The organism is Desulfovibrio sp. ZJ746, from assembly GCF_011039155.1.
Classification (GTDB): Bacteria; Desulfobacterota; Desulfovibrionia; order Desulfovibrionales; family Desulfovibrionaceae; genus Desulfovibrio.
This window is the reverse complement of sequence record NZ_JAAKEK010000006.1, coordinates 170754-192886: the sequence shown is the minus strand read 5'-3', so window position 1 is coordinate 192886 and position 22133 is coordinate 170754. Positions and strand designations below refer to the sequence as shown.

Genomic DNA, 22133 nt, shown 5'->3' with positions numbered 1-22133 from the left:
CCACCTTGTAACACAATAATGCCGCTGCCAGTTACGGTATTATCGGAGCGATCAGTTATCACGCCAAGAGCTGTATACCCGGAACCATTTCGCACCCGGTCGCTCATCACCCCTCCCATGCTGGGAGTGAACACAGAAAATGAAAAAAGGAGTTAAAAATGGCAATCGCCCACACCTATAACCCCGTGACCCACGATTACGTCAGCAGCGCCGAGGATCACGGCTACACCCCCTCCAACGCCACAACCGCACCGCTGCCGTCGCGTCCCTGGACTCGCCTGTGGCCGCGCTGGAACGGGAGCGCCTGGGAGCTCGTGGAGGATCACCGCGAGCGCAAGACCCCGGCCTTCAGGTACGAGGACGTGCAAGACGCCACGGAATACTGGTTGCCCGGTGATGCCTACGACACCCCGGCGCGGCAGATTTTTGCGCCCGGGCCGCTGCCAGATGGGGCTCTCCTCACTCGGCCCGAAAAGTCTGCCGAGCAGGCCTTGGCCGATGCCAAAGAGGCCAAAGCCACCGAAATCGAGGCAGGCTATCAGGCTGCCATTACCGCAATCATGACCATGCCGCAGGAGGCGCCGACGCCAAGCGATGTTGCCGTGGGGGCCGTCCTGCTGGCCGCGGAAGACTCGGAGGGTTTCGCTTGGATCATCGAGCAGTTCGCGGACACCCGCGCGGCCCTGATCGCTCAGGTGGAGGCGGCCGCAACCGTGGAAGAGGTTGAGGCCATCGTTGTGAGCTACGCTGTGTAGCTCGTCACCGCATACAATCACATAGGGGTATTTTGAAGCAGATCGGCGGTTCTGCCGCCGGTCTGCCAGCATGGGAGGGGTACTCGGCGACCGGGCGAGGCGCGTTACGGGCCAAGTCGGGAATACCGACTTGCAGAGCCAGTGCCACATGCTGGCAACCGGCAAAGGGGCGTTTTACAATGACGGCAACAAGCCCCACACCATCGTCAATGTTCTCGCCCCAAGCTCCAATCGCACTGGCGCAGCCGGCAACTTCTCGGCGATATTTGATACCGAGCGTGTCGTGCCCACAGGCGCGGCCAATGTGCCCCGGTCGTGGGGTTCGCTGGCCTGCGCGTATTTCGGCCAGCCGAACGCTGCTTAAGCCTTGGTGCGCTGTCCGAAGTACGCGCACGCAAGGCTCCCCCAGCTTCGCGGCACATTGGCCGCGCCCACGGGCGCAACGCGCTCGGAGTAAAAATCGCGGGCGTACCAACCTGTTGCCCCGTTGGCGGCGGGTTGCTGCATAGCCGCGCCATCCTGAACACTGCGCAGCATTGCGCCCGTGGGCACTTTCGCCGATTCCTGGCCGTTCATCTGCCGAAGATAGGCGTTACCCAAATCCGCCCAAATGCTGCGAATGGCGTCGCCCTTTACCCCTCCCATGCTGAGCGGCATCCTGACACCGATAAGCTCCCAAAAGGAGGCTTATCATGGGAAGTCCTGTTTTCGGTGAGCTGTTGCGCGAATGATGGGAGCGGTATCTGCTGAGAGGGAATGCAGACTATGCCCGTGAGGCGTGGCGCCGGTTGGAGCGAGAGGTAATACCCATTTTGGGGACCAAGAACCCGCGCAAGATCACGCCACCAATGATTCTGGACATCCTGCGCAGGATAGAATCTCGGGGAACGCTTGTAGCCGCCAGAAAGGTTCGGTCTCACATTTCCCAAGCTATGCGCTACGGCATTGCCTGTGGTGTGGTTGTCAGTGACCCAACCCGTGACCTTTCATATGCACTGACACCTCATAAGTCTCGCCCCCGCGCAGCGATAACCGACCCGCGCATGATTGGCGAGCTGATGGTTCGCATTGAGCATTTTCGGCCGCGCCGACGCGCCCTTTCTTTACGTCTGGCTGCATTGACGTTCGTGAGGCCGGGCGAACTGGCGACCGCAGCGTGGGAGGACATTTCTTTAGAAGGCGCCCTCTGGCGCATCCCGGCCCAGAAAATGAAAATGAAGCGAGCGCATCAGGTTCCCCTTTCGCGTCAGGCGGTGGATGCGTTCCGGGAACTCCATGATTTGACGGCCCGTAGGTCTCCCTGGTGTTTTCCGCGCCGCGGAGACCCAACGCGCCCTGAAGGCGCAGGCTGTCTGACTCATTCCCTGCGATGCATGGGATATGACGGACAAACCATGACAGGTCATGGTTTTCGCGCAATGGCCGCGACTACATTAAGCGAGCAGGCGTGGCCTTCGGAAGTGATAGAGCGCCAGCTGGCCCACATTGACCGCAACCAGGTGCGCGCGGCCTACCAACGGTCTGAGCTCGTTGAGGAGAGGCGCCGCATGTGCCAGGCGTGGGCCGATTGGCTGGACATGCAGTGGGCACGTTCGATTGTGAAGGAAAAGAAAAAAGGTGGTCAGTGATGGCAACGATCATCATTCCCACATTTGCCGGAGAGGTGCCGCGCACAACGCCGCGGCTCCTCGAAACTACGCAAGCCTCAGTGGCCGTGAACTGTGACCTGCGCCGGGGCGCCCTGGAAGCGCTGAAGCGGCCGGAAAAGCGGCATGACCTTGAAAGCCCTGCCCTGACCATTTTTAAGCATCCGCAGGACGGGTGGCTGGCGTGGGAGAAGCGGTTGAGCATCGTGAAGTCGGCCGTCATTGACGTGGACGGGGACAAGCCCCTCGGGCACCTGTTCATGACGGGTGAGCGCGCATACCCGACACAGTACCTTGCGGGCGGCGAACAGTACCGCCTTGGCATCCCACGCCCGGAAAAAGCGCCGAGTGTTACGGTGGATAATCCAGCCGGGACGGTTGCTCCCAGTACCCCGGTAACGGACAGCGGTATCAGCCGTTCCTCAGCGTATTGCTACACCCTCGTTCAGTCCTTGGCCGACGGCGTTTTCATGCAGGAGTCCGCGCCCTCCCCGGCCTCGGCTGTGGTGGATGTGTTCGACGGTGGTTCCGTGCTGATAGATGGCTTTGAGATCCCGGAAATGGATGGGCTCAAGGTGACGCACATCAGGCTCTACCGCACACAGGCCGGGGAGCAGACGAGCGAATTCCATTTCCTCGTAGAGCTGCCTCTTCCCGTGGAGTCCTACCTGGACTCCAACCATGACAAGGACCTCTCCACAGAGGTTTTGCAGACCACGACATGGGACTGCATTCCGGACGATGCCAAGGGCCTCATTGTGTCGGACAACGGCATTTATGCGGCCTTCCGGGGCAACGAACTCCTGATTTCTGAGCCGGATTACGCCTATGTGTTCCCGACCGACTACCGCCTCGTGGTTGAGGATCCAATCGTCGCGCTGGCGCATACGGACAATACCATCGTCGTTCTGACCAAGGGGCGCCCCTATCTTGCTATGGGAGCCGAGCCCGGCCAGATGCAGCTCACTCACCTCCCGATTGAGCAGTCGTGCGTCTCGGCCCTTTCAGTGGCGACACTCCCCGGCGGAGTGGTCTATGCAAGCCCGGACGGCCTCATGCTGTTCACCGCGGCCGACCAGTCGCTTGTGAGCGCGCAGACATTCACCCGCGAGCAGTGGCAGGAGCTCGGGCCCGAAAACCTGATGGGCACCGTCCTTGACGGCAAGTACATCGGCTTTTTCGCGGGGACGCGCCATGGCCTGATCTATTCCGTGGGCGCCAAGGACATTGTGCGCGTGGAGCTCCCGAAAGGCTGGCAGGTGCGCGCCCTGTACCATCACTCGGTGGACGACTGCATCTACCTGTCCGTGGATACGCCCAAGGGGAGCGGCGTGTATGAATGGGAGGCAGGAAAGCCCCTGCCCTACACATGGCGCTCCAAGCCCTTCTTCTTTTCCTCGCTCTCGGGCATGAGCGCCGTCCGTATTGAGGGCGAGCAGGGGGAGGATGATCCCGTTGACGTGGCGATTTTCGGCCCGGAGGCGGAATGCCCGCGCAGCGTCCTGGAAATCAAAAGCACCAAGGCGGCGCGCATCACAGCGACGCGAGCGGAAAAGCTGTGGAGCATCGAGATACGGGGGACGGCGCCGGTGTATGAGGCGCGCTTGGGCGGCAGCGTCGAGGGGGTGGAATATGCCTCCTGAGCGCGGACTCCCTTCTGTTCCTCGCGGCCTGTCCAGAGACTTGACCTTGTTCCTCCAAGCGATCCTGCGCGTCTTGTCCAGCCTGTGCGGCCTTGGCCCCGGCACGGAAAAGACCCGCGCTGTCCGAGTTTCCGAGGAAAGGGCAGCAGGGACGGTTGCAGCACCCTTGAGCGCCGCGGCGGTGAAGACGCGGCACATAGAGGACGGTGCGATCACGTCAGCCAAGCTCGCCGACGGGAGCGTCACCGAGAAGAAGCTGGCGCCAAGTTCGGTGACGGAGCGGGCGCTTGCGGGTGGCGCCGTCACCGGGGAAGTGTTGGCAGCGGAGTGCGTGACGCCTGACAAACTCGCAGGCGTGACGCTCGCAACTGGGATTGAGGGGAGAGCCGGGGACGGGGACGCCGTTTTGATGGGCGAATGGTACGGTGAACCCTGTGTGTCGGTTCTCGGCTTCTCCGTCCCGGTAGGGGACGGAGGCATCCTCAACGTCGGCATCAAAAATTTGCGCGAGGAGGGCGGCGTGTGGGTTTTTGATGCCGTTGCCCACACAAGCGACGCAGACGAGGAAACCGGGGCGCAGACGGCGCGCACGGGCCAAATTTTATGGCGCGCAAGCGGCATCAGGAGGGCAACGGATGAACCAGCAGGATGACGGTCAGCATTTTTCCGTGTTGTACCTGGATGGGCTGAACCCAGCGGCGCACGGGATACTTGATGCGGCCTTCCGACAGATCGTTGAGGAAGGTTTGCTCGGAAGCCTGTTCTATGACGGCACGGTCAAAGACAGCGATCATTTTCTGGAAGTTCTCCTCCGGCCCGGAACCTTGCCATTCGTGGTCATGTGCGGGGAGCAAATAGCCGCCCTGACATGGCTCAACTGCATTGAGGGCCGGGCTGCGCGTGTCCATTTCGTGATCTTCCGCAAATTCTGGGGGCGCAATACCCACCGGCGGATTGGCTGGCACCTGTACAGGTACATCCTGAGCCGGAAGGACGAGGCCGGATACCTTTTCGACTGCCTCTATGGGGTAACGCCTGAAACAAACCCCTTGGCTTGGCGCGCCGCCATAAAGTGCGGGTGGAAGCTCGCGGGGACAATCCCGGCGCGGTGTTTCATTGCGGCAAGCGCAGAGAGTGTTGGAGGCGTGGTCACGAGCGCCACGCGAGAAATCCTCGGAATTGCCGAGGGGGAGGAGGTGCCCGCGAGATGGTGAAAATCTACACCCGCCTTGTCATGGATATTGAGACGGGGGAAACCCTGGAGGCCGAGTGCTACGACTACGAAGGCCCGGTCGCTCAGTGCATGGGCGGTGGCAGCGGTGGCGGGAGCTCCACCACAAATACGGTGGACTATGCCTACAACGCGCGCATGGCCACACTCTCCGAGGAGCAGCAGGCATGGGCGAGGGAGTATTTCAAGCTCTGGCAGGACTACCAGAAGCCCTACGAGATCGCGCAAGCAAAAGCCAATTTGGCAATGTTGCCACTTGAAACCGACCTCTACAAGAAGCAGTTGACTGCGGCCACGGAGCTCTTGCCGCAGCAGGCCGAGGCATCCAAAAAAATTATGACCGCCGCCTTGGATGGCGTGGACGTGAACGAGCGCATGGCCTTGGCTACCGCCGATACGGCGAATGCCTGGAAGGACGTTCAGGCAACGACGGCGCGCGCGAATGCCCGGCTTGGGGTCAACCCGAACTCCGGGCGATTCCAAGGGATTGCCGCCGCCCTCGACACGCAAAAGGCAGCACAGCTTGCCGGGGCGCGGACACAGGCGCGCGTGGGTGCAGAACAGGAGAACTTTGATCGCTTGATGAAGGCCGCAACTCTGAATGCCCAGAATGGCATCTTGCAGGGCATCAGCTTCACGAAGGGGTAGGAGACAGTCATGCCGCTCTACAGACAGCAGAACCCGTTTGACTTGGCAAGCACCCAGATGCAGGGCGCTACGGCCACAATGGGAAAGCAGACCAAGGAGGGGCCGCGCACGGAAATCGAGGCCGCGCGCCCGACGGCTGGGCAAGTCCTGGCGCAAGGCATTGGCCTTATCGGCACGGGAGAGTCGCTCTGGCGATACGGGAATAAAGGGCTCGACTGGATAAAGAACCTCGGCGCGCCCGACACCGCTTCGCAGGCCGCACAAGCCGGGGCAGGGGCTGCACCGATCCAAGGGGCTGTTCAAGCGGAGCAGGCTGCGAACAGCGCGGCAGCAGGCGCGGCACAACTCAATACCGGGGCTCAGGTGGCGCAGAACGGAGCCGAGGCCGCTGCCGAGGCGGGGAAGAACACCTTGGCGGGCATGTCTGACGATATTGCCGCTCAGGCACTTGCTGAAGGCTCCAATGGCGCGGCAAAGGCCGCAAGCCAGACCGCCGCCAGTACGGCCCCGCAGGGCTTGACGAGCATGGGCCCCGTGGTGGCCCCGGCAATAGGCGGTGTCGCGGGGGGCTACGCGGGCAAGGAGCTTGGCAAGGCCATTGGCGGTGACACGGGCGCGGCAATCGGCGGCGTAGCCGGAGCAGCCGGTGGAGCATATCTCGGCGGGATTGCCGGGGCCTCCTTGGCAGGCGGCGCGGGAGCGGCAGCCGGTGGGGCAGCCGCAGGCGCGGCGGCTGGTTCCGCTGTGCCTGGCGCCGGAACACTCATTGGCGCCGGTATCGGTGCCCTCGCATCCTTTTTCCTCTAGGAGACCACGATGCCGCTCTATCACACTTCCGGCGCGAGTATGCCGCAGCTGGCGCAGCAGGCCATGGGCTCGGCCACGTCCGCCATGGCAGCACAGCAGAAACAGACCACGACAACCACCAAGCGCGACACTGACTTCTGGGATGACTTTTACAAGGGGGCGCGGGCTCTCAACGCCGGGGCGAATGCCGTCAGTACGCTCGTGAATACGGCGGATAACGTCTGGGGTATGTACGACAAGTACAAGCTCCGGGACGCCTACGACAACATTGACAAGGCCTTTGCCGAGGGCGGTATCGCGGCAATCCAGAATAACCCGGACATGCAGGACTACCACCACAGCCAGGCCCTCGGGCAGTTCATGCGCGACCGCGCCAATAGCCAGAAAGGCTACAATGAAATGCTCAAGGGCATGGATGAAATGGCGGACAAGCTCTATCAGGACTGGCGCTTGCAGGCCATGGGAGTGCGCGATGCCTGGCAGTCGGGCGACATGGCGAAATACATGCCAGCCATGCAGCAGCTTGTGGCAAGCTCCCCGCTTCCCTACAGGCTTGAGCTCGATGGGCAGGGGAATTTCAAAGAGATGTTTCGCAGCGACGAGGCCGGGGGGTGGACGGCAACGGGGCGCACCATCACGCCGGAGCAGGCGTACAACGAGATGAACAACATCCTGCGCGGAGAGCAGACGATGTTGCGCGGTGCAGATATGAAGGAACAGCCTTTCAACGCGGCATTCAATGCCGCCGCGAGGCGTTCCTATTGGGGCACCATGATGGGCAATGCCGAGAATCGGCTTGACCCCAAAAAGCAGATCCCCCTCTACGACGGGAACGGCCGCATTGCCGGGGTGGGTATCATCCAGAATCCCCTCGACGACTACGGCGCCGCCCCGCGCCTTTTCGCCTACGGTAAAGACGGGAAGCAGCTTGGCGTCTTTGACGGCATCAACGGCGTTATGAGCGCCGGCCTCTCCCCGTACCGTCCTGCTGGTGCAGGGAAGGGTGGCGCAGGTGGGAGCGGAAGATACAGCCTTTCCTCCGGCGACGTTTCCATCCTGAACAAATACGCCACCAGAACAGACCCAGAGACGGGCGAAAAGACCACGGACTACGGCACGGCGGCGTTTCTTGAGGGTATTGTCCGCCAAACTGGATTGACACCCCATGCTGCGATTGCCGCCTTTGAGGATAACGTGAAAATGGCAATGCAGAAGGGGGCGAGCCGGGAGGAGGCGGAAAGGTATGTCATGGCCCGTATGGGCACCGCCCAACCCAAAGCAAGCGCCCCGCAGCAGGGCCAACAGCCCCAAGGCGCCGCAACGGCCCAAGAGAAACCAGTGAATCCGGCAACGCAGGCCACGCACGAGCGGATGCGGCGCGCTGCCACAGGGCAGGGCGAAAATGGGGCATGGGGCGGACTCTCAGACGATGACCGCCAGATAATAAAAGAAGCTGAGGAGCAGCATCGCGCCTTCCGGTGGGATCATGGCCAGCGGGGCATAGCGGCAGGGATTGGGGGCGCTGCCATGGGTTCCGGGCAAGGATACGACCCGGCGCAAGCCAATATCATGTACCAGAATACCCCCAACGGGCGGCAGGCATATATCGTCACCTCCGAAGGCCCGCGTCCCATATCCGATGATGAAGTCTCCCAAATCCGCGCCGCGCAATCGGCTGAACCCTCCTGGTTCCGCAAAAGGTGGAACGAATCCAGAAAAGACCGTCCGCGAAAGGTCACCTTTCAGGATGTTGAGGGCGAGCTTTCCAATGAAGAGAAGGCCGAATGGCGCAGAACGGGACGCCTCCCTGCCCGCTACCCGCAAACCCGATAGTCACCCCTATACATTGAAAGGACGCGACGATGCCCAAGCAGACCGCCAACCGCCCGACGAATACCGACTACTCCTCCCTACTTCTTGATTTCACGGGGGTAGATTTCACCGGGGGCAACGCCCCGCAGGAAGCGCAGCAGGAGGAGCCCGGCTTCCTCTCCAAGCTCGCCAATAGCGGTGAAGCGATCCTTGAGGGGATTACCATGATCCCAGACGGCATCGTTGACACGGTGCGCGACGCCTGGGGTGGCGGTGACATTGATGTGACGGACAAGGCGGAGCTTGAGCGCCGCGCACAACGGGAACGGGAAAAGGAGGCATACGTCCGCAAATACCAAGGCAAGACATTCGAGGGCATCCCCGATGCCATGACCTCGTTGCCGTACAGCATGGGGACGATGGGCGCGAGTCTGGGGGCGGGCCTTGCTGCGGGCGTTGTCGGTGGGCCTGTGGCCGGGGCGGCGGCGGGTATGGCCGCATCGGGTGTCCTTGCGTACAGGGCGACCAAAGAAGATTTCATGCGGCGGATGCTCGGCGAAACTGAGAAAGCGCTTGGCAGGGCACCGACCCAGGAGGAATGGGATCGCATTGCCGCTGACTTTGACTCCGAAGCCACACAGTATGGGCTTTGGGAGGCTGGCCCGGAAGCCCTGAGCAACCTGTTCATGGCCAAGCTGCTTGGCCCTCTTGGATCCAAAATTTTCAAGGGCGGCATAGGCCACGCTGCTAAAAGGGTGGCGGGGCTGTATGGAGAGGAGCTTGCTACCGAAACGGCGACCCAAATGGGGCAGGGCGACATTGAGGCCGGAATTGGGCAGCGCGACAAGGCTCCCGGCGCGTGGGAAGCGTTCAAGGAGGTAGCCCCCGCAACTTTCTGGCAGACAACACTCATGGCCGGGGGCAAGAAAGCGGCTGACCTTGTTTCCAACAGGATGCGCCGCCGCTCGGATGACGCCGCGAACAACACAATCAACGAAGACGAGCAGGCCCCGGATGCCGAAGGCGAAAACCCACAGAAGGGGAGCGCCTTCATGGATGCAGGCAGCGTCCAGCCTGCGGCACCGTATGTCTTTGAGCAGCAGCCGGGGAATATGCCAGTTCCCCGGAGCGCGGCGCCGCGAGATTTCGTCCGCGATTACCAGGACGAAATGAGCTACGCGGAGACGGACAATTTTATCAGGGAGCAGGAGGAAAGAGAGCAGGCCCAAGCCGACGCGGATTTCCTCATTGAGCAAGGGCGCGCGCCTTCCGTGCGCTACACGCCCCACCAGCAGGCTCTGGAAGCAGGCGAGACCATCGACCTGCTGCAACTCCCTCAAGATGCTACCGGCATGGCCCAGGGCATCAGCGTGTTCGGGCTTCCAGAAGGCACGGGCGCTCAGGCTATGGGCACCAATGACACGGGCCTTGGCACTATTGCGCCGCCTACCGATTTTTACGAGCCCCGGCCGATTACCACCCCCTACCAGCCAAAGCAGGCGCTCCCGCAGGAGCCGGGCGCGTCGTCCGGGCCCGGGCGGTGGGCGGGTGGCCGCAGCCAGTTGAGTTATCCATGGCCCGGTATGGCCCAGGGCATCGGCGGGCTGATGGGTGTGCAGCAGCCGGAGCAGGTCACGCCGCCCCCGGCCATGCCCACGCAAAGCCAGATTACCAATACCCAGGTTGCGCCCCGTGCGGACACAACGGCCATGGCCGAAGGCCTTGGGATGCCAGCGCCCGAGGCCATGCCGCAGGAAGCGAAGGCGCCAGAAGCCGCCCCGGCCATTACGGGCGCGCCAAGAACACCGCAGGTGGAGCCATCATGGGGCTATGCGCTGCCTTCTTTCGTCACCGCGCCCTATGCCAAGGGCGGGGCAAGCCCGCGCACGTCTCGGCGCACTGAACTTCTCAACAGCCTGTCGGAAGAGAAAAGGCGCGGCGCGCGGCGCATGACCAACGCGGAGCTTGAGCGGTACGTTGAGACCGAGCAAAACCCGGTACCGCTCACGGAAGAGAACCTCAGCCGCGACCCGGCCTACAACCTGCCAACCGCGCCGGCCGGGACGGTCTTTGCGCTGCCCGACGGCAAAAAGACAAAGCCCTTCCCGAAGACGGATTTCTCCACGCCGGAGAAAGCCAGTGCCAGCAAGAAGAGGGTGGAGCAATGGGCCTTCAATAATGTCGTGGCACAGGGCGCGAAGATTAATGAGAGCGAGGGGAACGCTGGGCAGATGCAGCCGGAGCAGGCCGCGAGTGAAACCCAGAACTCCGAGCAGGAAAACGCGGAGCGCAAGTATTGGGGGACAATCCAGAACAAGTTTGGAGAGTATAAAGTTCATACGGAAAATGGCCATGTTGTAATTGGGAAACGCCGCATATCCCTTGCCGAGGCCATTGATGATATGCAGAAAGCCATAGACAGATATGGCCAGGATGGCGCTACGCGTAGATTTAAAGCTATAGAGGATGCCATAAACTTCCTCAAGCATGAAGAAGAAGGCAGAAACCGCGAGCCGCAAAGTACAGAGCGCACGTCTTACGGAACCATCCCGACCGAGACCGGGCAGGCACACGTCTATGCGGAAAACGGTCATGTTGTCGTTGGCGACAGCCGCATGACCCCTGCCGAGGCCAAGGGAATTGTGCAGAGCGCCCTGGAAAAGCATGGCCCGGACGTGGCCCGGCAGTTTGAACCGCTCAAGAAGGCCGCACAGGCTATTGAGGAGAGCGAAAAACGGGACAGCAATCCCAAGGATTTGTTTGCGAACGTGGTGAATACGGATCGGGTCAAGTCGCTGACGGACAGCGAAGTTGAGATGATCAATGCCATGTTCGACAAGAAGAAGGAGGAGGAAACAAGCGACAGGGAAGGCAGCCAGAAGGAAAGCAGCGCGGCCGCGCTTCCCGAGCTGGTTGACGGGTCCATCGAGCACAAGGCTGGGGACGGGGAAGTAGAAAAAGATCCCTTCGGGCCGAGTTTCCCGGAATACTCAGGCAGGCCCAAAGAGGCCATCGAGCATCTTCTGAAGGTGCGAGAAGGGTACGTTCCCGCCGCGTTCCACAAGGAAGGGCTGGGGGACATCGACTTGCCGTGGGGAAACAGCAAATTCGGCTTGCAGCATATTATTGAAAGGCGAAACAAAGACGGTCTCGATGGGGTAGCCTTTGCGAAGCGCCTGCCAGAAATAATAAATAATGGCCGCGTGGAAAACGATGCTGAAGATTCGTCACGCAAGTTGATTATTAGCGATAGGAATAAAGCGGTAATAAGCCTAGAATGGCAGGAGAAAAAAAGGACGTGGCTTGTAACAGCCTATCCATTGCATAATCAGCTTGAGAACTCCGGCCAGGAAGTCGACTTTGACCAGACTTTAGCTAACGGGAAGACTCCCCCGTCAGATTCACAAGCTGAGAATGCAATAGGCTCCCAACCCGCGTTTGTCAACAGCAATCCCAGCACGGCAGAAAGTCCGCGCCCCGCAAAGCGCAACTACGGCACTGCGGACAACCCGAACACGGTGGCCCTTGCGGAATATTTCGCTGACAAGCTCAGTGCCGGAACCGCCTACAGTTCCATTGTGCAGGCACGGAAAGAGGCCGGAGAGCTGATGGGCGGTCACATAGCGCCGGGCACCATCGGCGCCAAGGCCATTGACGAGGCTATCGAGCTTGGCGCTGTCAAGGCCGCGCGCAAGACAGTTGAGGACATGCGGGCCAGGGGCGCGAGCGATGTGGAAATCTTCAGGGCGCTGGTTGACCTCTACCAGCGTCAGCCGACTCTCGGCACCAGGACGAGCACCAGCGTTGCCCAGCAGGCATACAGCACCCCGACGCCCATTGCGTTTCTGGCATCGCGGCTGGCCCACATCGGGAAGGACACGACCGTCTATGAGCCGACGGCGGGTAACGGTGCCCTTCTCATTGAGGCGACGCCGGGCAATGTGACGGCCAATGAGCTGAACCCCAAGCGCGCCCGGCGTTTGCGGGCTCAGGGCTTCACTGTCACCGAGCAGGACGCCGTAGAGTTCAAGCCGCCTTACGGCGTGGATGTGGTGATTGCCAATCCCCCCTTCGGGCGCGTCTGGAACGAGAACCACACGGCCACGCAGGAAATGGTGGTTGACGGCTTTGCCACCAAGGAGCTCGACCAGGCAATCGTTGTGAGGGCATTGAAGGCCCTGAAAGGCCAAAGAGGTGCAATGCTTTCCGGCAAGGGCCGCGCCGTGCTGATCATCGGCGGCAAGCAGGGCGGAACTGAGGCGCGGAAGAAAGGCTACCGTTCCGCCTCCCAGACGAAGTTTTGGGGCTGGCTGTTCAACAACTACCACGTCTTGGAACACTTCTCGATAGATGGTAAACTGTATTCGCGTCAGGGGGCCAGTTTCCCCATTGACGTGATCGTGCTGGACACCAACGGCACAAGCGAGGGGCGCATCTTCCCCGGCGCGCAGCCGCCGAGGATGTTCACGAGCTTTGAATCCCTGGAGGAGCTTTTCAATGGCAGAACGCTGGATAACGCCGGGCATCGGGCCCGCGGGGACGTTGGAAGTGCCGCCGAACTGGAAGGGGAACGAGGTCAAGAACCTCAACGAGCTGAAGCAGATTCTGGCCTGGAACATCAAGAAGCTCCTTCAGGACGTGGAGGACGAGGAGGCGACGCCGGAGGAGAACCGGGAGGCGCGGTACGACATGGCGCGCGCGGCGCTCAGGGAGCTTCACAGCTACAATCTGGCGACGGGAATCTCGGCAAGCTACCTGGCCGAGGGGGGCGAGGGGGCGATCGACAGCATGCTGATGGACATTATGCTGATGGACAGGCTGCTGAGCCTGTGGGACATCGAGTCCCCCCTCAAGATAACGACGGAGGATCCGGGCGAGTACCCGGAAAGCCTGGAATGGTGGGCAATGGGCGTGACGGGGAACGCCTAAGCGGCAAAAAGCCGGAGAAAAGACCGCAGCGGGCGACCAAATTCCAGACCCCTTACCAGAAGACCAGCGCGCATGAATCTCTTGGGACGCTCGTGCCCAAGAACATGGCCACGTCCATCCGCAAGTCCATGGCCGAGCTCGAAAAGGCCCACGGCAACATCGACGACTATGTTGCGGGCGAGCTCGGCTATCCGGCCTCCGAACTCGGCCAGTATTTCGCGGCCGAGCAAATAGACGCCATCGGCCTTGCCATCCACAACCTTTCGCAGGGCGCCGGCTTCATCATCGGCGACCAGACGGGCGTGGGCAAGGGCCGCGTCAATGCGGCCATCATCCGCTGGGCCAAAAGACAAGGACTCATTCCTGTCTTTGTCACGCGGCAAACGACGCTCTACGGCGACATGGTGCGCGACCTCTCCGATATTGGCATGGAGGGGTTCACGCCGCTGCCCACGAACAACGGCCTTACCGGCAAGGACGCCATCCCGCTGCCGGACGGCCGCACCCTCAGAACCGCCTCATCCGCCAAGCACGAAAAGATCCTTCGCGAGGCCCTGGAAAATGGCCTTGACGGCTATGACGCCGTGTTCACCACCTACGACCAGATGAAGGGAACCGGGAACAAGCCGACGCCACGGCGCGACTTTCTTTCCCAACTGGCGCCGAGGGCGCTGTTCATCCTCGACGAATCCCATAGCGCAGGCGGGAGCGCTTCCGGCGATTCATGGGAGGTCAAGGGCAAGGCAGCGCCTGTTTCCAAGTTCGTCCGTGAGCTGCTCCAGAAAAGCCCGAATGGCGTGTTCTACTCGTCCGCGACCTACGCCAAGAGCCCCAAGGTCATGGACCTCTACATGAAGACGGACATGCGCCATGCGGTGAATGACATTTCCGCCCTCGCGGAAGCCATTTCCCGAGGCGGCATCCCCATGCAGCAGGTGGTGGCGTCACAGCTGGCCGAGGCCGGGCAGTACATCCGGCGCGAGCGCACATGGGAGGGCGCGGATGTTGAGACGCAATCGGTAAAAACCGATGCCAGGCGCGCCGATGACTGCGCCGATGCTCTCCATGCCATCATGCTTTTTGACCGCGCGAAGCAGAAGGCCGTGGAGGAGGCCAACGATGCCGCCGCGGCATCGGGCGGTCTGGCCTTCGATAACCAGGGCGCCAATGAAGACGCCATGAAATCCACGAGCTTCGCCACGGTCATGCACAACCTGATCGCGCAGGCCATGCTGGCGCAGAAGGTGGACGCCATCGTCAACGGGGCGGACGAGGCGCTGAAGCGCGGCGAGAAGCCCGTCATCACGCTCTCCAACACCATGGAATCGGCTATCAAGGAGTATGCGCAGGAGAATGGCCTTGGCACGGGTGACGCCATAGGGCTGTCGTTCAAGGACCTCTTTCTCCGCTATCTCCAGAAAGCGCGCCAGGTGACCATCAAGGACAGCGACGGGAACACGGTTGAGACCAGGCCGCTCACTGACGGAGAGCTCGGCCCGGGCGCCGTCCGGCGGTTCAAGGAGGCTGAAGCAATTATCAACCGCTCCAACCTTGAAGAATTGCCCGTGTCGTTCATTGACAGCATTGCCCAGGGATTGCGGGAGCGGGGCTACACCGTGGGGGAAATCACGGGCCGGACGGCGGGTATCGACTATTCCGGCGAAACGCCTGTCCTCGCCACACGGAAGGACAGCAACAGCCTCAGGGCCAAGGTCATTGACGGGTTCAACAACGGCGGCGTGGACGCCCTGATCCTCAATTCCTCGGGGAGCACGGGCATCAGCCTCCACGCTTCGGAGCGGTTCAAGGACCAGCGCCGCCGGACGATGATCATCGCGCAGCCTGACCTGAACATCGACACGTTCATGCAGACGCTCGGGCGCATTTTCCGCACCGGGCAGGTCGTGCCGCCGAAGTACCAGTTGCTGTTTACGGACATCCCAGCCGAAAAGCGGCCGGCCGCCATCCTTGCCAAGAAAATGGCGAGCCTCAACGCCAACACTACCGCGGCGAAAGATTCCGACGCCTCCTTCCAGAATATCCCGGACTTCATGAACGAGTATGGGGACAGGGTTGCGAAGGCCGTTATTGCGGAGAACGAGGAACTTCACGAGAAGATGGGCAAACCGCTGGAGAAGCTGAAGGAGGATGAGGACAGCGCCATGCGGAAGCTCACCGGGTATATCCCCCTGCTCCCCGTGAAGGAGCAGGCGCGCCTCTATGAGCTTTTGGAAACTCAATACAATGAGCTGATTGCTCAGGAGGAGGCGCTGGGCACCCTCGATCTTGAGGCGAAGGCGCTGCCGCTGGACGCCATTCTTGAGCGGGAAGAGGAGATCGCCCCCAAGAAGGATGTTGGCCCGGCCAATTCCCCGTTCACTGCGGCTGCAAAGCTGGGCACATACAGCGTCAAGCGTCTGGGGCGCCCCTTCCCCGCGGCCAAGGTTCGGGAAATGGTGGCGGCCGGAAAGAGCGTCGATGTGGAGGAACAGGAGAGGCGCTTTGAAACGTGGCTCGCCAAGCGGCTTAAAGGCCTCAGTCCCGAGAGCCGCGAGGGATTTGAGGAGCGCAGCCGCGAGACACTGCACGCTTTCCTGAGGGAGGCGAATTTCTTCCGCCCCGGCACGCCCGTAACCATCAGCAATGGCCGGGACGGCTCAAAGGTGCTGGGCATTGTGACCAGTGTGTACCAGAAGGGCACACCGGACAATCCTCTCGCCCTCAGCACATGGAAAGTGGAGTTCGCTGTGGCGGACGCCTCCAAGAAACTGATGGCCCCGTTCTCGCAAATCGAAAATGAGGATGCTTCGGGGCTCATCTTCAGGGTCTTGCATGAAAGCGAAGCCGATGCTGTGTACGCGGCGCTCGACAGCGGGCAAAGCGACAGCCGGGAGAAAGTGCATATCGCCACAGGCAATATCATCGCGGCCTATGAGCGGCTCGGGAAGGGCAAGGTCGTCCAGTTTGAGGATCATGAAGGGAATATCATCCCGGGCATCATGCTGCCCAAGGACACGAACATCAATGACCTGCTGAATAACATCGACGTCCCGCTCACGCCGGCGCAGGCGATGGACTTTCTCTCAAGGGTTGAGGAGAGGTTTGGCGCCGTCAAAACAGAGGACAAGAATTTCGTTCTCACGAGGACCGTAGGGGACAGCTACACCATTGCCGTGCCGGCATCCAAGGCCAAGGGCGCCGCGTACTACCTGAATGGCGGCATCCTCAAGGCGGCCGGGAAGGATTTTGCCAAGGTCGGCAATTCCATGTGCCTCAAGTTCCTGCCGGAGCAGAAGGCCCGCGCTATCCTTGAGGTCATGTCGTCGCAGGGCTTCGGGCTCGTGGCCGACAACAACAAGGATGTGGCGCGGGAAATCACGGGCCAGAAGAAGGTTGACGTGCGCCCGCTGGCCTCAATCAGCCCGGCCGAGTTTCTCCGCCATCATCTCCCCTCGGATGGGATGCAGGCTGATACCGTGCGCCGCGTGGTAGCCAAACTTGGAGAGAATGCCAAGAACGCGGCAGAATCGCGCGTGGTGCAAACTTTCGATGAATTGCCGGAGAATATCCGCCAGCGCTATGCGGACGAGGAAACCACGCTTGAGGGCGTTTTTGACCCTGCCACGGGCGTGGTGTGGTTTGTGGCCGACAACCTCAGTGACGCGGAACGGGTGGCGGAAGTCTGGGCACATGAGCAGATCGTCCACCATGGCCTGCGGGGCATGCTCACTGAGGCGGAGCGCAAGAGCATCCTCAACCGGCTGTGGTTCAGCATGGGCGGGATGGGCAATGCCCGCATCCGGCAGATAGCGCGCACTTATGGCCTCGACCCGAGAAACAACGTGGCCGACCGGCTCACCGTCATGGAAGAGGTTGTCGCCTCTCTGGCCGAGAAGAAGCGGCTCGACGGCCTCACGCCCCAGGAGATGACCTTCTGGAAGCGTATCGTTCGCGCCGTGGCGCAGGCGTGGGAGCGCCTGGTCCGGGCCGTGGCCGGGGGTGACTACACTGTGGCCCACAAGGCGGATGTGGACGGGCTGCTCACGACCCTCGGTCGGTATGTCATGGAGGGCATACCGGCCACGGGCAGCATGAGGGACGCGGCCACAGCTATGGCCTCGGTAAGGCAGGGCTCCGAAGAGGTGAGTTATCAGCAGCTAGGAAGGCGGGAATCCCCGCATGATCTTGTGCTGCTACCAGATGGGAGCCCAGATTTCGGCATGATGGATGCGCATAGGCTAAACAATGGAACCACTCTCAAGGCCGCGCCTTTCCGCCTTAAGAGAGGTCGCAGCTATATGGGCGCCGGTTTTGGCCTTGCCCATATCGAAGATGTCCACGGCGATGACATCCGGGAGGCTGGCTATCCGGGAGTCCAGGCTTTTGTGTGGGATATGGTCAACGGCTTTGACGAGATATGGGAGGGCTCAGGCAAAAGCATGACGCTGGTGCGTCATGGGAGCAAGGGGAAACAGGCAGGGTTTGTTGAGCTGGAGAAAAACGGCGAATTTTATGAAATAAAATCCGCCTTTCCCGTTGATACGGGCTATCCTGAAGGCGGGACAAAAAAATTGCTTTGGAAGCGCCACTCTCTCGCTTCTACCGCAACCGACGAACGGAACCCCTTTCTCTCCGAATTTAACGCCCGGCTTGGCCATGCATCCATAAAGTCGGAAGATGCACCGAAGAGCTTACGGGGGCAAAGCAGTGGTGAAAAAATAAATCACAGCCCCGAGAATGGCAATACTCCTCTCGCTTCCCTGAGCCTGAAGCGCATCCTCGGCATGAGCGTCAAGGATGCCGCCAAGGCATCCGATGTGCCGGAGATCCAACACCTGTTCCGCAAGTCCGACCTCACCTTCATGCAGTCCATCGTGCAGCTTCCCCACTGGATTGCAAAGCAGGCCAAGGAATTTGCCGCGATCTATGACCGCCAGTTGCAGCGGATGGACGAGCGCTCGGCGGCGCTGAAAAAGAGCCTTGAAACGGTGCCGTCGCTCTTTGGCAAGTCCCGCCTTGCTGGGCCTGATCTGGAAAGCCTCAAAAAGCTGCTTTGGAAAATTGAGGGCCGCGAAATGTGGCAGGAGCATGTGAGTCAGGTGGACAAGGTCGTCACCAAGGAGGTGCTCCCCAATGGCCGTGAACTCATAGAGATAAACCCGAAGTTCTACGAAGTGTTCAAGAAGGCCCTGGACGCAGAGAATGCCACGCCGCGGGCCAAGGAGGCCATGCTCGAAATTCGGAAAAGCCTCGATAACGATCTTGTCCGCGCCCATAATCGCATGGCCCATATGGCCGGATTGAGTGACGGGGATATTCGGAAATTCCGCCAGAGTATCGGCCATGTGCCCAACTACTTCCCGCACCATCGGTACGGAGCCTATTTCGTGCAGGCAACGGTGGCCGTGAACACTGTCGGGGAAGACGGCAAGAAAAAGGTAGGCTATGAAGTTGTCTATCGGCAGCATTTCGACGCCATAAGCGAGAAGGCTGCCATGGCCAAGGCGAAACAGATAGTCATGGAGCAGCGGGCGAACTATCCTGATGCGAAGTGGACGGACGGCAAAAACGAAAATCTGCCGGACGAGGTATTGGGGGCGCCATTTGATTATGCCGTCATGGAACAGGTCATTCGTGTGGCAACCTCGAAAATCGGGGACAAGGAGCGTGCCCAGGAAATCAGCAAGATTCTCTCGGAGGGAGTCTCCGATGTGCTGAAGGCGCGGGGTTGGGGTTCGCACGGCATCCGTCGCAAGGGTGTGCCGGGCTTTGAGACGGAGGACATTGCGCGTGTCCTGTACGACTACAAGGCTGGCCTGAACGGGTGGCTGACGAAAATGGAAGCGGCTTGGGACTTCAGCGATGCGCTGTCCAATATTGACGCCCGCAAGAAGCCGAACCTCTGGAAGTACGCCTCGCAGTACACCAAGGACATGCTGCGGAACAGCGACCGGGTGGACAGGATCACCGGGAATATCAAGGCGGTGGCCTTCGCGTGGTATCTTGGCGGCAGCATAAAGACCGCCGTGGTCAACGCCACGCAAAACCTTGTCGTGGGCGTTCCGCGCTTGCAGATGGATGTCACCGGGGGCGGGCTCATGTGGCTCAAGGGGGCGCAGGATGCCCTCGTGGATCGCGTGACGGGCAACAAGGGGCGCGGCCTGTCGGATGACGAAGCCCGCCTTATCGAGGAGTTGTATGGCGAAAGCGTGATTACCGACGCCTTCATGGAGGAGGTTCGCGGGCAGTTGCGCGGCGTCACCGGGGCGTCCCTCTGGAACAAGTTTACCAAGATTCTTGGCCTCCCCATGAGCGAAATCGAGCGCTTCAACCGAGCCTCCCTCGCGCTCGCTGCCTACCGTGCGGCGCGCAGCGGCAAGCTGAAGGAGAAGGCGAAAGGGAAATACGGCATCGAGGGGAAGGCGACCTACGAGCAGGCCAAGGAGTTTGCCTCGGAAGTGGTGCGCGACGCGCATTTTGTCTATGGAAAGAGCAATATGCCCGAGTTCATGCGGAGCAACACTGCCGGGCGCGCCATGGCCTCCATGTACACGTTCCGCACGTTCTCGCACAACATGCTCGCCATGTGGGCATGGGCGCTGCGAACCCAAGGCCGTGAAGGGGCGACGTTTTGCGCCAAGAGCATTGGCGCCACCATGGCGCTTGGCGGCGTGACGGCGCTGCCCCTGTACGCGACCCTCATGGCGCTCTTCCAGGCCGTTACCGGCGACGATGACGACTGGACGGAAACCATCAGGAATTACCTGCCCCAGAACAATCTGCTGCGGGACGCGGTATGCTACGGCGCCCCGGCCATTGCCGGGGTGAGCATTGGCGGCTCCCTCAAAATGGAGACGCCGCTTACCAAGGGGCTCTCCAAGGGGAAGAACCCCAAGGAAGTCCTCACGGACAGCATAGGGGACATTATCGGTATTCCCTATGACCTCGGCATCGTGAAGGTCTCAAACATGATGGACGCGCAGGCCCAGGGCAACTACTGGCGCATGATCGAGGAGGCCATGCCCACGTTCATCCGAAACGGGATGCAGGCATGGCGCCTGTACAGCGAAGGCCAGACGACCATGCGCGGCAGGCCCATCAACAGCCCCGGCAAGGAAGGCGCGCGCAAGCTGTCGGGAGCGGAAGCAGTCGGCAAGGCTCTCGGTTTCCAGCCCGTGAGCAGCACAAAGAGCTATGACGCCTATGCGGCCAGCAAGCGGCGGGACGAGGTGCGCTCCGCCAAGCTCGACGAGTTGACCGTCATGGCGCTCAAGACCCACGACACGGGCGACCCCTCCGGGCGCAGGCAGGCAATCAAGGAAATTGAGGCGTGGAACGCCAAGATGCGGGAGGAGGGCAAGCCGCAAATGACCATCACCTTGCAAGATGTGATGCGGCGCGTGAAGGCCCGCAGGCGTCAGAACAGAGTGAACGACAAGCAAAGAGAGAAGGGAGCCCGCCAGGCTGAAGTCTGGGGCGTCTAGGAGCCCTTGCTGCCAACAGGCACGGGAGGCTATGCTGCGGCATGGCCTCCCTTTTTGATCCCCTCCAAAAAATCCATAGCCTCTGCGGTTATGTTGCCCTGTGCCCGCGTGGGGACAATGGGCCTTTTCGGATTACCTACGGGGAAGGGATCACATCGGCGCGCAGGGAAAGGATATGGCGCATCGTGCGGCGGTATGAAAGGCTGCTCCTGCTCCAACTCGATGTGCCGCCGGGCACCAAGCCGCGCACTGTTCAGCAGCTTTTGGTAGGTGGGCGCCTGCGGGTTGTGGACGGGCGCTATGTGCTGCCAGAAGCTGAAGGGCGGAGCGGTGGCTGACGAGGCATCACACAAAAAATACCCCGCGCTGCGGGGCCTTTTGACGTGCTTTTACGCCTCACGCTTTTTTCGCTGGTTCATGACAGCGGTGCGCGACACGTTCAGGATCGCGGCAATCTCGGCGTCTGTTTTTCCCCAATCCACATCTTCCCAATCGATCTTTTTCCGCGCGCCGTTTCGGGAGGGGGAAGGCGGGAGAGAGCTTCGAAGGCTATAGTAGCCCAAGTACACTTGACCCTGCTCTTCCAGGGAAAGCTGTTTTGGCAGGCCGCCAAGTCCGGCCATATGCTCGGCGAGGCGCTTCTGAAGGCCCTGATCTTTTGAGCGCGCCTTCACCGTCAGGCTTGGCAGGCTGGTCAAGGGGCGCTCGACGGCGTTATTCATGGCAAAAGGCGATAGGCCATCGGGCGTTGCAGCGTCAAAAAACGCGAGGGCTTGCCCCCAGAGATAGGGGAGGGGCTTCTTGGAGTTGTCGGAATCTGCCATGGTCATGCCTCCTTTTTGGAAAGCATAGGCACATGGAAAGTTTTTGTCAACTTTTTGTAAATATATGGTAAATAATTTTGTAAATGGGGCGTAAAGCAAACGTAAACTTTATTTTTTGGATATGCTGGTGCGTGGTCTTTAAGTGCGCTTCATGTCCGAGAGCGTGGGCACATAGGGTGGGCACATTTTAGAGGGTGAAGTGGGCACATTGGCCGCATTTGATGTTTAGATTGTCCTAAAATTTCATATGGTTATATCATAATCCGCGTGCCTTCTAAGCTCTTGGTCAGGGGTTCGACTCCCTTCGGGCGCGCCAATGCAGAAAAGGAGCGGGTTGCAGCCGTGAAGCCGCAA

Annotated in this window: 12 protein-coding genes; 10 read left to right on the top strand and 2 right to left on the bottom strand. The window is 60.8% G+C overall.

Annotated features, from left to right (window positions below; genetic code table 11):
• Positions 1-158 precede the first annotated feature (158 nt).
• Together G7Y54_RS10425 and G7Y54_RS10420 are read left to right on the top strand one after the other, a co-directional pair.
• Complete coding sequence (locus G7Y54_RS10425; RefSeq protein WP_165079250.1) at positions 159-755, top strand: phage tail protein; 597 nt, start codon at positions 159-161, stop codon at positions 753-755.
• A gap of 148 nt (positions 756-903) precedes the next feature.
• Entirely contained in the window at positions 904-1119 is a 216-nt protein-coding gene (locus G7Y54_RS10420; RefSeq protein ID WP_165079249.1) for a hypothetical protein, read from the top strand.
• Here the strand turns inward: G7Y54_RS10420 and G7Y54_RS10415 are convergent.
• The gene (locus G7Y54_RS10415; protein WP_165079248.1) at positions 1116-1412 is read right to left on the bottom strand and encodes a hypothetical protein; all 297 of its coding nucleotides are present in this window, start codon (positions 1410-1412) and stop codon (positions 1116-1118) included. The genes G7Y54_RS10420 and G7Y54_RS10415 overlap by 4 nt on opposite strands.
• Before the next feature lie 386 nt (positions 1413-1798).
• Between G7Y54_RS10415 and G7Y54_RS10410 the strand changes: the two genes are divergently transcribed.
• Genes G7Y54_RS10410 through G7Y54_RS10375 form a run of 8 tightly spaced genes read left to right on the top strand, consistent with a single transcriptional unit; the run spans position 1799 to position 20955 of the window.
• Positions 1799-2383 (top strand): site-specific integrase, encoded by a 585-nt coding sequence (locus G7Y54_RS10410; protein WP_165079247.1) that lies wholly within the window; start codon positions 1799-1801, stop codon positions 2381-2383.
• Entirely contained in the window at positions 2383-4044 is a 1662-nt protein-coding gene (locus G7Y54_RS10405; protein WP_165079246.1) for a hypothetical protein, read from the top strand. Before G7Y54_RS10410 ends, G7Y54_RS10405 begins: the two co-directional genes overlap by 1 nt.
• A complete protein-coding gene (locus G7Y54_RS10400; protein ID WP_165079245.1) occupies positions 4034-4696 on the top strand; it encodes a hypothetical protein in 663 nt (220 codons plus the stop codon). Before G7Y54_RS10405 ends, G7Y54_RS10400 begins: the two co-directional genes overlap by 11 nt.
• Positions 4680-5258, top strand: a complete 579-nt coding sequence (locus G7Y54_RS10395; protein ID WP_165079244.1) for a hypothetical protein — start codon at positions 4680-4682, stop codon at positions 5256-5258. Before G7Y54_RS10400 ends, G7Y54_RS10395 begins: the two co-directional genes overlap by 17 nt.
• Complete coding sequence (locus tag G7Y54_RS10390) at positions 5252-5923, top strand: hypothetical protein (RefSeq protein ID WP_165079243.1); 672 nt, start codon at positions 5252-5254, stop codon at positions 5921-5923. The genes G7Y54_RS10395 and G7Y54_RS10390 overlap by 7 nt, the downstream gene beginning before the upstream one ends.
• A 9-nt stretch (positions 5924-5932) precedes the next feature.
• Positions 5933-6730 carry a hypothetical protein gene (locus G7Y54_RS10385; protein WP_165079242.1) on the top strand — a complete coding sequence of 266 codons (798 nt, stop codon included), beginning with the start codon at positions 5933-5935 and terminating at the stop codon, positions 6728-6730.
• Positions 6731-6739: 9 nt separating this feature from the next.
• Entirely contained in the window at positions 6740-8563 is a 1824-nt protein-coding gene (locus tag G7Y54_RS10380) for a hypothetical protein (protein WP_165079241.1), read from the top strand.
• Positions 8564-8592: 29 nt separating this feature from the next.
• Entirely contained in the window at positions 8593-20955 is a 12363-nt protein-coding gene (locus G7Y54_RS10375; RefSeq protein ID WP_165079240.1) for a PLxRFG domain-containing protein, read from the top strand.
• 389 nt (positions 20956-21344) lie between these two features.
• Here the strand turns inward: G7Y54_RS10375 and G7Y54_RS10370 are convergent, their stop codons facing one another.
• Positions 21345-21779, bottom strand: a complete 435-nt coding sequence (locus tag G7Y54_RS10370) for a hypothetical protein (protein WP_165079239.1) — start codon at positions 21777-21779, stop codon at positions 21345-21347.
• Positions 21780-22133: the final 354 nt, after the last annotated feature.

Bases quoted from the DNA above. Each gene is read 5' to 3' on its own strand.
- G7Y54_RS10375 (WP_165079240.1), top strand. From the start codon at position 8,593: ATGCCCAAGCAGACCGCCAACCGCCCGACGAATACCGACTACTCCTCC.
- G7Y54_RS10370 (WP_165079239.1), bottom strand. From the start codon at position 21,779: ATGGCAGATTCCGACAACTCCAAGAAGCCCCTCCCCTATCTCTGGGGG.
- G7Y54_RS10395 (WP_165079244.1), top strand. From the start codon at position 4,680: ATGAACCAGCAGGATGACGGTCAGCATTTTTCCGTGTTGTACCTGGAT.
- G7Y54_RS10415 (WP_165079248.1), bottom strand. From the start codon at position 1,412: ATGCCGCTCAGCATGGGAGGGGTAAAGGGCGACGCCATTCGCAGCATT.
- G7Y54_RS10390 (WP_165079243.1), top strand. From the start codon at position 5,252: ATGGTGAAAATCTACACCCGCCTTGTCATGGATATTGAGACGGGGGAA.
- G7Y54_RS10410 (WP_165079247.1), top strand. From the start codon at position 1,799: ATGATTGGCGAGCTGATGGTTCGCATTGAGCATTTTCGGCCGCGCCGA.
- G7Y54_RS10380 (WP_165079241.1), top strand. From the start codon at position 6,740: ATGCCGCTCTATCACACTTCCGGCGCGAGTATGCCGCAGCTGGCGCAG.
- G7Y54_RS10385 (WP_165079242.1), top strand. From the start codon at position 5,933: ATGCCGCTCTACAGACAGCAGAACCCGTTTGACTTGGCAAGCACCCAG.
- G7Y54_RS10425 (WP_165079250.1), top strand. From the start codon at position 159: ATGGCAATCGCCCACACCTATAACCCCGTGACCCACGATTACGTCAGC.
- G7Y54_RS10405 (WP_165079246.1), top strand. From the start codon at position 2,383: ATGGCAACGATCATCATTCCCACATTTGCCGGAGAGGTGCCGCGCACA.
- G7Y54_RS10400 (WP_165079245.1), top strand. From the start codon at position 4,034: ATGCCTCCTGAGCGCGGACTCCCTTCTGTTCCTCGCGGCCTGTCCAGA.
- G7Y54_RS10420 (WP_165079249.1), top strand. From the start codon at position 904: ATGCTGGCAACCGGCAAAGGGGCGTTTTACAATGACGGCAACAAGCCC.